The sequence below is a fragment of the uncultured Clostridium sp. genome (genome assembly GCF_937920395.1).
Lineage (GTDB): Bacteria > Bacillota > Clostridia > Clostridiales > Clostridiaceae > Clostridium_AD.
The window spans coordinates 1-12,558 of record NZ_CALEVF010000157.1; the positions used below are offsets into that span (position 1 = coordinate 1).

Here is a 12,558-nt window from a genome sequence, read left to right on the forward strand (position 1 = left end):
TCCTTAATTTAAATATACGGTTCGGTAGTTGAAGTTGGTTCATCACCTAACGCATGTAAAAGTTTCTTTCCTACTTCTCTTGCTGATATTACTGCTTGTCTTACTGCTCCTGAATCCCCAGTTATCGCAAGTATAACTTCATTTGAATATGATGTACCTTTAGCTGGGCTTGAATAAGCAACTATGTCTACATTTGCAGTTTTAACAGCAGTATCTGCCATCATTACTCCAATAGCTGCAGGTGCTCCTACAATTAACCCAAATGATTTACCAACAGGTGCTCCAAAAGCTTTTTCTACAGCCAAACTCGCTCTTGCACTGTACTGCAATTCAATATGTCCAGCATCATTACCATAAACATCACCCATAGTTCTATTGATCTCTTTTAAAGTAACTTCAACTGCACGTCTTGCATCTGATACATCTTCTGCTCCAAATATTATAAGTGAACCATGTCCAGCTCCACCCTTTGTATCTCTTGGAAGTTCAATTGAAACGATTTCAGTATTAGTAGCTTTAACCGCTTCATCAGCTGCCATTATTTGTGGACCTGCTCCGGTTCTTGCTCCTATAATGCCTATTGAGTGGAATTTTTTATCAATTCCCATAGCTTCATGAAGTGCTGAATCAATGTTTGCAATAACTAAACCAATTGTGTCTCCAATAGCCGTTCCAACAAACTCAGTTAATCCTGGTTCTTGCATAAATGTTCCCTCCTTTTTAACTTCTTTAACTTCTTTAACTTTCTTAATATTTATACCTTCATTTTTAACTTTACTTTCTTTCTCATTATTTGCTATTTCTTTAACTGTCTTCTCAATATCATTTGTTTTTATTTCTCCGCTCGCAATTTTACGTCTAACCTCTTCATAAACCTTTTCAATTAGCTGTGTATTCATTTACATCAACCTCTCACTATTTATTCTGAAACTGGGTATTTAGGTAATATTCTTTCAACATCTGCGTGAGGTCTTGGAATTACATGAACGGATATAACTTCTCCAACTCTTTTTGCAGCTGCAGCGCCAGCATCAGTAGCCGCTTTAACAGCTCCAACGTCTCCTCTAACCATTACAGTAACTAGTCCTGAACCAATTTTCTCGTAACCTATAAGAACTACATTTGCAGCCTTTACCATTGAATCTGCCGCCTCTATTGCACCAATCAAACCTTTTGTTTCTATCATTCCTAATGATTCTTGTCCCATAAAAACACCTCCATTTATTTTATATCTTCATTATACTGAATTTTCACACTTTTTGATGTCAATATATTGTTCTATTTAAGTATAATATTGATTTTATATTTACGAAATATTTTGACATTCTTAGGTATTATTATTACTATGTAATTAGTGGTAATATATTTTCATTATAATTAATAGTAATATATTGTTATTGTAGATACTGATAATGTATTTACTATATAGTTAATGTTATTAAAACTTCTTATAAAGGAGGCATATTATGATAACAAATTCAAAATATAAACTCAAAGAAATTATTGACGTATCCTCGCTTAAAGATATTCAAGATAAATTCGCAAAAATAGTTGGACTCTCAACTGTAACTGTTGATGAGGATGGAACTCCTGTTGTAACTGCCAGCTATTTTACTAAATGGTGTAGCTTAATTAGGAGTAGTGCTGAAGGATATAGACGTTGTAAGCATTGTGATTCAGTTGGTGGAACAACTGCAATGCAGGCAGGTAAGCCTTTTATTTATAACTGCCACACTGGCCTAATTGATTTTGCAGCACCAATAATTGTAAATGGTAACTATCTTGGGTCTATGTTATGTGGACAAGTAACTAGTACAAGCTTTAAAAATAAATCAATTATAGATGTTAATAAATTATCTTATGAGCTTAATCTATCTAAAAATGATCTATTAGATGCACTAGCTGAAGTTCCAGTAGTTGATTATGAAAAAATTCTGGTATCTGCTGACTATCTTTTTCTTTTTTCTAATTTTATCGCTAAGATGGGAATAGCAACAATTACAAAATCAGAACTTTTGGACGAAACTAAAGAAAAAATGAAACTTACAGAACTTCTTAAAAATATGGAAATTAAAGCTCTCCAAGCTCAAATTAATCCTCATTTTCTTTATAATACGCTAAATACTATTGCAAGAATGGCTTTAATAGAAAAAGCACCAGACACCGAAAATCTAATTTATGCGATTTCTGACCTATTAAGATATAGTCTTAAGAATTCAGATAACATGGTTACCGTAGATTCAGAAATAACTAATATTAAAAAGTATTTTTATATACAAAAAACTAGATTTGGTGATAGATTTGATTACGAAATAGACATTGATTCTTCAATACTCAATTTTAAGATTCCTGTAATGACTCTTCAACCATTAGTTGAAAACTCAATAATTCATGGTCTTAAAAACATGACGATTAATGGGAAAGTTAAAATAATAGGTAAAAACTTCAATAATAACTATCTCACAATTGAAGTTTTTGATAATGGCATTGGAATCGATGAGGACAGACTTAAAACAATTTTCGCAGTTGAAAACTCTTATGAGAACCTTACTGGTCTAGGGATTAAAAATGTTGACGGTAGAATTAAACACTTCTTTGGACCTAAATATGGAATCGAACTTAAAAATTCCAAAAAAACTGGAACTACCGCTAAAATTATGGTTCCTTGCATTAAATTAGATAAAAGGGAGGTCTAACTTTTGTATAATTTACTAATAGTGGAAGATGAAAATATTGAAAGACGAGCACTTAGGTATATCATTGAAAATAAAATAAATAGTATTAATATTTGTGATGAAGCTAAAAGCGGGTTAGAAGCTATTAAAATGGCTAAAAAAAGTGCCCCTGATATTATTTTGATGGATGTAGAAATGCCTGAACTTAACGGCCTTGAAGCTCAAAAGGAAATAATTGAATTTTTACCCAATGTACACACAATCATTTTATCTGCTTATGATGATTTTGCTTTTACTCAAAGTGCTATTAGATTGAAAGTAACCGATTACTTATTAAAGCCTATAAGACCTAAGGATTTGATTGAATCCATTAATAGAAGCATATCCTTAATAAATATACAAAACGTTAGAGTCATAAGCGATAAGCAAGATGATACCTTAATTAAAGAAGCTATGAAATATATTGATGAAAATTATAATACATATATAAGTCTTCAATCAATTGCAGCACATGTTCACCTTAACCCACAATATTTCAGCAGATACTTTAAGAGTAAAATTGGTATTAATTTTATTAATTATTTATCCTCATTTAGAGTAATAAAAGCAAAAAATTTGCTCCTAAATACAGATAAAAACATTACGGAAATATCACAAAATGTTGGATATGTTGATTCAAGCTATTTCAGCAAAGTTTTTTTGAAAAGTGTTGGAATAGCACCAAACCAATTTAGATGTCAAAACAAGAAACAATCTTACTAAAGATAAAAGCTGCATAACAAATTCGTTATGCAGCTTTTATCAACTTACTTTATTTCCAAAGTAAATAAAATTATCATAATATTTCATAGTGGCCTACTTATTCATCAAATTTCAGAAATTACTCTCTCAAGGATATCTAATGCTTCATCAATCTCTTCTTTTGTTACGTTAAGTGGAGGAAGCAACCTTACCACGTTATTCCCTGCTGCAATTACAAGCAATTTCTTGTCAAAACAAGACTTACAAAATTCTTTTGTATCTGTGTTTATTTTTATGCCAATCAATAGTCCTATACCTTTTATTTCATCTATTACATCATATTTCTCTTTTATTTTAATCAATCTATCTTTCATGTATCTACTTTTTTCTTCAATTTTGTCTATAACTCCACCATCAACAAGCTCAGTTAAAACCGCTTCACCAACTGCGCACGCAAGTGGATTTCCACCAAAAGTACTTCCATGATCACCTGGTACAAATGCACCTGATGCTTTAACATTTGTAATAGTTGCCCCAATTGGGAAACCACCACCTAGTGCTTTTGCGATGCATATTACATCAGGAATAACGCAAAATTTCTTATAAGCAAAAAGACTTCCAAGGCGTCCCATACCACATTGTACTTCATCAAAAATTAGTAGAGCATCATATTTATCACACAAATCTCTTGCTGCCTTTAAGAACTCTATTGCCCCGATATTTATTCCGCCCTCTCCTTGAATTGGTTCTATTATTAAACCGCATACTTTCTCATCAAAATTATTTTTTAAATCTTCTACATCATTAAATTTTACCTTTTGTATACCACCAATTAATGGACGGAAATCCTTTTGATATTTTTCCTGACCAGTAACCGATAATGAACCCATAGTTCTACCGTGAAAAGACTCATCCATATATATAAGCACATTTTTATCTTTAGTATCTTTTAACGTTCCATATTTTCTTGCTATTTTAAGTGCCCCTTCTACAGCTTCCGTACCGCTGTTGCAAAAAAATACTTTATCATGATCACAGTTATCTATTAGTTTTTTTGCAAGTAACTTATGGGGAGTATTCCAATAATAATTTGAACTTTGCATAAGCTTACTACTTTGCGTAGTTATTGCTTTTATTATAGCCGGATTACTATGTCCAAGACAATTTACTGCAACTCCTGAAACAAAGTCCACATATTCTTGCCCCTTCGAATCATAAATTTTACATCCAAGACCTTTCTCAAAAGTAACATCATATCTTCCGTAAGTATTCATTACACAATTTTCTTCCATTATATTACCCCTTTCGCTGTTATAATTTTAGTTCCACTATCCTTAATTATATTTAATAATAAGCCATGTTTTTTTCTTCCATCGACTAAATGAACATTCTTAGCTCCCTTATTAATTGCAGCAACGCAACATTCAAGCTTTGGGATCATTCCACCATAAATCATGCCCTTGCTTATAAATTCTTTAGTTTGAGCTACCGTTATTGATGATAAAAGTGTTGTTGGATCAGTTATATCCGTATATACACCATCTATATCAGTCATAATTAATAACTTTTCAGCTTTAAGTACTCCACTTATAGCAGCTGCAGCATAATCCGCATTTATATTGTAACTATTTCCTTTGCATCCTACACCCACTGGAGAAATAACTGGTATATACTTGTTTTTAAGCAAAGTAACCAAGACTTTTGTGTTAATGTTTGAAACCTCTCCAACAAATCCAATATCAATTTTTTTGTTATCATCAAAAACATACTTCTTTTTAGCTTGAATCAAATTACTGTCTCTGCCACTTATCCCTATAGAATTTAGACCTCTAATACTTAAAATTGATGACAATCTTTTATTAACATTACCTGACAATACCATCTCTACAATTTCCATAGTATCCTTACTTGTAACTCTTAATCCTTTTACAAACTTGTTTTCACCACCTGTTTTCTTTACCCACTTGCTAATCAAAGGTCCTCCACCATGTACTATAACAACTTTTATACCTGCTTTTGTCATAAGTTCTATATCATCTACAAAAGCTTCCTTAGCTACATCATTACTCATTATACTTCCACCGTATTTTATGACAAAGATTTTACCCTCATATTTACTCATTTCCAAAAAATCTTTTTTATTTGGTTCATTATTTAATATATTCATTATTACCTCCAAACCTAATACTTGATTTTTACTAATCATATACCTATTTAACGACATTTCAGTAGAAAATTCTTATAGTTCTTCACTAGAAATCACATATTATAATAAAAAAATAACTTCACTATGAGTATAAATTTTCTTCTGGAGTCTTAATATTTTAGCACAACAAGTGCTGATTTAAACATTTGAATAATTATACATCAATATGAATAATTATTCAACATGTTATTTACTATTTTTTAAATTTAATATGTTTTTTTATTAATAAATATATACCCCATGTTTATGCATTGCAACCAAGCCCTTCTAAATCATGCTATAAATACTATGTATATAAACAATCGTGGCATTTTTCCGATTATACAAAAATCAATTTAATATCTAAAACTCACATAATTATGCATTTAATATGTATACTTTAAAAATTACCCTTACGTTGCAAGTGACAAAATATCAACTCTTATATATAAAAAAACTGTAACAAGATTTAATTTTTCTTTAATCTTGCTACAGTTCTACTTATTACTCTACTTGTGTTATAAGTTTTCTCATGATATCTTTTAATTTAAGATCTGTTGTATCTTCTGGAGCTATAATTATAACAAGCCTTATGCCGTCATCTGATTTATCCCATTTATACGCTTTTATATCTAATACTGCACCATCTGGTACATCTTCTTCAATATCCATTGCAATTTCTTCTGCAAGTGATAGATATTCTTCAAATAATTCGTCTTCTGTTAAATCACTTAAATTGGTTTCACCTTCCATTAAATCATTTAAGGTATTAATAGCTATACTTATATTAAAAGCTAATATATCTTCTCTTTTGGACCCTTTACTCATATCTTTAAGTACTTTAAATTCTGTGTTTTTCTCAATTGTATTTTTTATATCTTTACTTTCCACAATTGTACTATTAAATTCTACGTACATAGTCTCATCTCCTATTAGTGCCACCCACATGTTAAATGGCGTCTTATAATATTTCTTGCTTTATTATATCATAATCCTTGTCATCTTGGTGGCAGATTTAAATCATGAGTATCTCCAAAAGTTCTTCTTTTGTGAGTTTAAAAAGAACATCGCTATTTTTAAGTTCCCCAGTAATTACACTCTCAATTAGATCCATTTTGTTTTCTTGAAGTAAAATGATTTTTTCTTCAACAGTCCCTTTAGCAATTAATTTAATTACTTCTACTACATTTTTTTGACCAATTCTATGCGCCCTATCTGTAGCTTGATTCTCAACTGCTGGATTCCACCATGGATCAAAATGAATTACTAAATTTGCTGATGTTAAATTAAGGCCTGTTCCCCCGGCCTTTAGTGATATTAAAAACACGAATGTTTGACAACTTTTATTAAATTCATCTACCAGATTAATTCTATCCTTAGATTTTGTTTTTCCATCTAAATAAAAATATGATATCCCTTTTTCTTTTAGATTTTCTCCTATATTTTTAAGTGCAGATGTGAATTGTGAAAACAATAATATTTTTCCACCCTCCACCACATGTTTTTGAATAAGTTCTGTTGCAATTTTTATCTTTCCACTTCCCCCTTTATACCCTTCTATTACAAGTGATGGGTCTAAACATATTTGTCTAAGCCTTGTTAAATAAGAAAAGGCCTCAATTTTCCCCTCCGTATTGTTTTTCATTTTATCCCTAACAACTTTGATATAGGCTTTATATACAGCCTTTTGAGATGTAGTCATCTCAACTAAAAATTTCTTTTCTATTTTATCTGGCAATTCCATAAGCACTTCTTTTTTAGTTCTTCTTAATAAAAAAGGTTTAATAAGTAATTTTAGTTGTTCTAAATCAACCTTTTTTCCAGAGATAAATTTAAGTTCAAAAATTTCTTTGGAATATAAATAATTTGGCATTACAAAATCAAAGATAGACCAAAGTTCAAATAAATTATTTTCAATAGGTGTGCCAGTTAAAGCATATCTTACTTTAGCTTTAACTTCTTTAATAACTTTTGTATTTTGTGCTAAATAATTTTTTATGTTTTGTGCTTCATCTATAAAACAATAATCAAAAACAATATTATCATATTTTTTTAAGTCCATTTTTAAAGTTCCATAAGTCGTAAGTAATATGTCATACTCATCTAAGTTATTAATTAATTCATGTCTAACTTTCTTGTCTCCATGAACAATTGCAACCTTTAGACTAGGAGAAAATTTTTCAAGTTCCGCTTTCCAATTATAAATAAGAGAAGTTGGACTAATGATAATAGATTTTTTATTTTCGACGGATAAGAGAAAAGCTATGGTCTGAACCGTTTTTCCAAGACCCATTTCATCTGCTAATATCCCTCCAAGACCCAAAACACTTAAACTCTTAAGCCACTTGAAACCCTCAATTTGATATTCACGAAGGTTAGCCTTTAAGTTTACTGGTATCTTTATTTCCATTTTATTTATATCATCATATATATCTCCTATATCCTTTAGTACTTCACGTCCCTTAATAAATTTAAATTTATTGTTTTTTATTTTATCTTGTAAATATAATGCCTTATTTTTTTCTATTTTTATCGATCCACTTTCTAACAACTCCTCATCACTTAATACTAATATTAGGTCAAAAAAGTTCCTAACTGTTTCATCTTCAAAATTCAAGAAATTATTGTTCTTAGTTTTATAAAATCTATCATTTCGTTTAAACGAATCGAGAGCCTCTTTTAATTCATTATCGTAAATATTGTCTATGCTATAAGAGAACTCATAATAACCATTTTTTTCTTTAATCTCTGCTTTTATATTCTTTGAATTATGTATTTTCATATGTTTAAGTCCATTTCCAAAAGTAACATTTCCAAGGGAATAAAGATTATTTTTACTCCTATTTAATATATCAAATAGTTGTTCATCTGACCCTATAAAAAGTAACCTTTCCTCTCTTTTTATAAACCTATATTTCTCAAGTTGCATAAGAATTTTGTCCTCAAATTTATAATCACGTGTACTTGTTTTATAATCACGTGCTATACTATTTTTACTCCTATCATTCTTTAATATATTAATTTTTTCATCACCATAAACTACTAACAAATCACAATAAATATTTGAATCAATTTGATATAAATTAAAATCAACCTTTATAAAATTTGTTGCAAAGTTTTTCACTTCTTCACTAATATTTATATTCCTTGTAATTGCACCTAAAAAGGATATGAGTTTATTATAATTATTTATATTGAGAGCATATAAAATTTCATGATTTTTTCTCAACTTGTCACAAATAACAACATACCTTTGCACCTGATTCTTTGATGGTAAGTACAACTTCCAATTAAATAAATACACATCATTTTTTTGATTAAGTGGTATTGGAAATTTCTTATGTGTAGTTAACACAAAATGCTCGTCACGCCTTTTTAATGTAAATGTCAAAGGTAAATTCTCTTTCACAATTAGCGCTTCAAACTCAAACCCATCATAATTTAATCTGATTTTTTTATTGTTAATTGCTTCTAAAAAGCTTCTTAAATCACCAGAATCAATTTTTGTTTTTTTCATACCTATTTGATATTGTGCCTCATAATATATAGATTCTTTCTCTACTTTTCGAACTAATTTTATAATATTACCTAAATCATTCTTATCAGTGTTTTTATAATTTATATTTTCATCTTTCTCTACTTGCTTATCATTGCCTTTTGTCGCTTTGCTCAAAAAACTATATGCTGTAGCTGTTAGATGATTACACATAAATGAATGACCTACAACAGAAACTTCTTTGAAATCATCACAGGTACATTTTATGCAATCTAATTTTCCCTTAGATAAATCTATTGTTATATATGTATTTAATTCTTTTGATTTAGTATCATTCTTAATCTCTCCATAGATATGATACATATTGTTTATCTTTTTTCCTTTTATTTTAGTTACAAATCCCATATTAAAAGCCTTTTTACCTTGCCTTCTCATACTTTCTGAAGATGATTTGAATATTATACTTTCTAACTCCATTAACTTCATTTTTAAATCACCTCCAATTTAATAATAATCACACAATAGCATATATTAAGCGAACTAAGTTATTATATGCTATAATAATTATAGCACTTAAGGGAAAATAGGATAAGAAATCGTTATCATTTGCATATTTTACCTTATCATGTTATAATGTAAATACAATAATTACCAATACATTTATTGGTATAAGTATACATGACTCCCCTACTGCTCATGCATCGTATGAGAGCGCTCTTAATTTTAATACACCCAAGAGTACTGTAGACCTAAGTAGTTAGGCATTTGTAATAATAAATTAATGCCTTATACTGAAATTAATAATAGGAGATGATTTTTATATTTAGATTTATGAAAGGTAGACGAATAAAATTTGTAATTGGCTTTATATTGGTAGCAATAATTACAACTTCAACTATTTTTGTATGCTTCATTAGAAAAAATATTACGGTAGTTATAGACGGTAAATCAACTAATCTTGTGACTTATCAAAAGACATTTGGTAATGCTCTAAAAAAATCAGGTATAACTATAGACGTAAAAGATAAGCTTGATAAAGCACTAAATTCCGAAATACAAAACAACGGTGTTATAAAAATAACTCGTGCTGTAAATGTTACAGTCTTTGTGGATAATAAAGAGCTTAATATTAAATCCGCTGAAAAAGATGTTGCTTTAATGTTAAATTCACAACAAATAGTAATTAACCCCACGGATAAAATTTCTCCTTCAAAAGAAACGAAATTATCTAGTAATTTAGGAATAATCGTAACTAGGGTTAATTCAAAAACAATAAAGCAGTCTAAACCTGTTGATTTTAAAACTGTTATTAAGAAAAATAATGGTATATTAAAATCTAAAAGAACAGTTTCACAAAATGGAGTAAAGGGTGTAAAAAGTATTACACTAAACGTTATTTATGAAGATGGAAAAGAAGTAACTAGAAAAGTTGTTAAAGAAACCTTAGTTAAGCAACCTAAAAATAAAATTATAGTTCAAGGTACTATGCCAGCAGTATCATTTTCAAGGGGATCATCAATTTCAAGAGAATCCTCTATCCCCAAAGCAACACCTATCTCTTCAAGAAGTACTTCATACTCAAATAAATCCGGAAAAACTTTTTCTGTAAAAACTACTGCTTACTCACCATCTGGTGGAGCCAATAGTGCTTATACTGCTTCAGGACGAAAAGCTTTAAGAAGCCCCAGTGGATATAGTACTGTAGCTGTAGATCCAAGTGTCATACCTCTCGGAACAAGATTGTATATAGAGGGTTATGGAGATGCTATTGCAGCTGATACAGGTTCAGCAATAAAAGGGAATTTCATAGATTTATATTTTAATACTAACAATGAAGCCTGCAGTTGGGGTGTAAGATATTTGAAGGTACACATAATAAACTAAATATTATAAACCCTACAAAAGATATTTTTTCTGTTGTAGGGTTTATATTTTTTCTCAATTTGACATAGCAATTAAAATATAGTAGACTTTTATTAATGTAAAACTTAAATAAGACAGTTCTAAACCATCCTGTCTATAAACAAAACTAGGACGTAACTACCGTTTTAGGGTAGTTTTTTTTGTTTACTAACGGTTAGGACCTTTTTTATTTTTTAGGAGGATTTATAATGAAAAAAATTGGTTTAACAACTACTGTTCCAGTAGAAATTCTAATTGCAGCAGGTTATACACCTGTTGATTTAAATAATATTTTTATAACCTCAAATGACTATTTGAAATATATAGATATTGCAGAAAGAGATGGTTTTCCTAGGAGTTTGTGTACCTGGATAAAGGGTATTTATGGAGCCTGTTTGCAAAATGGCATAAAAGAGATAGTCGGCGTTGTTGAGGGTGATTGTTCTAATACAAAAGCCCTTATTGAAGTACTTGAACTTCGAGGAATAAAGGTCTATCCGTTTTCATTTCCCCACAGTCACAAGTTAGAGGATGTAGAACATGCAATAAAAAAGTTTATGAATCTCTTTAATGTAACAATAAAAGAAGTTGAACTAGTAAGACTTAAGCTCAATGCAACTCGCTCCTTAGTTAAAGAAATTGATCAATTAACATATATAGATAATAAAGCAACAGGCTTTGAAAATCATCTTTATCAAGTAAGTTCAAGTGATTTTAATTGTAATATAGATGCTTTTGACGTTGAACTAAAGAATATTATTTGTGAAATAAAAAGTAGAACCCCAATTGTTAGAAAACTTCGCCTTGGGTATATTGGCGTCCCTCCTATGACTCCAGATATATACACATTTGTTGAAAATCTTAATGCTAGTTTTGTATACAATGAGGTTCAAAGAGAATTTGCCTTTCCAAGAGCTAATAATGCCATTGATATATATCATCAATACTATGATTATACTTATCCTTATGATACGAATTTTAGGATTGTAGAGATTCAAAAACAAATAGACAATCGTAAATTAGACGGAATAATTCACTACTCTCAAGCATTTTGCTATAGAGCAGTTACGGATATTATTTTAAAGGAAAATTTAAATATTCCCATATTAAATATTGAAGGTGACAAATTAAACGTCTTAGATGCAAGAACAAAACTTAGATTAGAAGCCTTTCTTGATATGTTACTTGACTTAAAGACATACAGCAAGGAGGCTAAAAAATGCGAGTACTAGGTATAGACCTTGGAAGCCGCGAGGTTAAAATAGTTTTAATAGAAGACAATAAAATAATACAAAAAAATAAAGTAAGCACCATGAGTTTTTACAGAAATTACTGCAAATTCAATGGTAAGATTATTGTTGATTTAGAAAAACTTGATATTGGTCGTATTGATAAAGCAGTTTCTACAGGTTATGGTAAAAACAATACTGATTTAGCATTATTTTCTCAGATAAATGAGGTAAAAGCTCATGTTTATGGAGGTTTTTATCAAACCGGCTTAAAGGATTTTATACTTTTAGATATAGGTGGTCAAGATGTTAAAATTGTAAAAGTAGAAA

The 12,558-nt window shown here is 29.7% G+C and carries 10 protein-coding genes and 1 pseudogene; 5 read left to right on the plus strand and 6 right to left on the minus strand.

Annotation, left to right across the window (positions count from 1 at the left end; genetic code table 11):
• Positions 1-8: 8 nt before the first annotated feature.
• Positions 9-899, minus strand: a complete 891-nt coding sequence (gene pduB / locus Q0649_RS10780; RefSeq protein ID WP_298841407.1) for a propanediol utilization microcompartment protein PduB — start codon at positions 897-899, stop codon at positions 9-11.
• A 20-nt stretch (positions 900-919) separates the two neighbouring features.
• Positions 920-1,207: a propanediol utilization microcompartment protein PduA gene (gene pduA / locus Q0649_RS10785; protein ID WP_298841410.1), complete on the minus strand. Its 288-nt coding sequence runs from the start codon at positions 1,205-1,207 to the stop codon at positions 920-922.
• A 259-nt stretch (positions 1,208-1,466) separates the two neighbouring features.
• On the opposite strand from pduA, the gene Q0649_RS10790 reads away from it, so the two are divergent.
• Together Q0649_RS10790 and Q0649_RS10795 are read left to right on the plus strand one after the other, a co-directional pair.
• Positions 1,467-2,696 carry a PocR ligand-binding domain-containing protein gene (locus tag Q0649_RS10790; RefSeq protein ID WP_298841413.1) on the plus strand — a complete coding sequence of 410 codons (1,230 nt, stop codon included), beginning with the start codon at positions 1,467-1,469 and terminating at the stop codon, positions 2,694-2,696.
• 3 nt (positions 2,697-2,699) lie between these two features.
• Entirely contained in the window at positions 2,700-3,437 is a 738-nt protein-coding gene (locus Q0649_RS10795; RefSeq protein ID WP_298841415.1) for a response regulator, read from the plus strand.
• 104 nt (positions 3,438-3,541) lie between these two features.
• On the opposite strand, the gene Q0649_RS10800 is transcribed toward Q0649_RS10795, so the two are convergent.
• From Q0649_RS10800 to Q0649_RS10815, 4 genes are all read right to left on the minus strand, one after another.
• The gene (locus tag Q0649_RS10800; protein WP_298841417.1) at positions 3,542-4,708 is read right to left on the minus strand and encodes an aspartate aminotransferase family protein; all 1,167 of its coding nucleotides are present in this window, start codon (positions 4,706-4,708) and stop codon (positions 3,542-3,544) included.
• A complete protein-coding gene (gene argB / locus Q0649_RS10805; RefSeq protein ID WP_298841419.1) occupies positions 4,708-5,583 on the minus strand; it encodes an acetylglutamate kinase in 876 nt (291 codons plus the stop codon). The genes Q0649_RS10800 and argB overlap by 1 nt, the downstream gene beginning before the upstream one ends.
• Positions 5,584-6,105: 522 nt before the next feature.
• A complete protein-coding gene (locus Q0649_RS10810; RefSeq protein WP_298841422.1) occupies positions 6,106-6,519 on the minus strand; it encodes a hypothetical protein in 414 nt (137 codons plus the stop codon).
• A 97-nt stretch (positions 6,520-6,616) separates the two neighbouring features.
• The gene (locus tag Q0649_RS10815; RefSeq protein ID WP_298841424.1) at positions 6,617-9,583 is read right to left on the minus strand and encodes a DEAD/DEAH box helicase; all 2,967 of its coding nucleotides are present in this window, start codon (positions 9,581-9,583) and stop codon (positions 6,617-6,619) included.
• Between the two features lie 324 nt (positions 9,584-9,907).
• On the opposite strand from Q0649_RS10815, the gene Q0649_RS10820 reads away from it, so the two are divergent.
• The 3 genes and pseudogenes from Q0649_RS10820 to Q0649_RS10830 all read left to right on the plus strand — a co-directional run.
• Positions 9,908-10,981, plus strand: a complete 1,074-nt coding sequence (locus tag Q0649_RS10820; RefSeq protein WP_298841426.1) for a 3D domain-containing protein — start codon at positions 9,908-9,910, stop codon at positions 10,979-10,981.
• A 227-nt stretch (positions 10,982-11,208) separates the two neighbouring features.
• A complete protein-coding gene (locus Q0649_RS10825) occupies positions 11,209-12,231 on the plus strand; it encodes a 2-hydroxyacyl-CoA dehydratase (RefSeq protein WP_298841429.1) in 1,023 nt (340 codons plus the stop codon).
• Positions 12,219-12,558, plus strand: a pseudogene (locus Q0649_RS10830) (2-hydroxyglutaryl-CoA dehydratase); the annotation flags it as partial. The gene Q0649_RS10825 and the pseudogene Q0649_RS10830, both read left to right, overlap by 13 nt.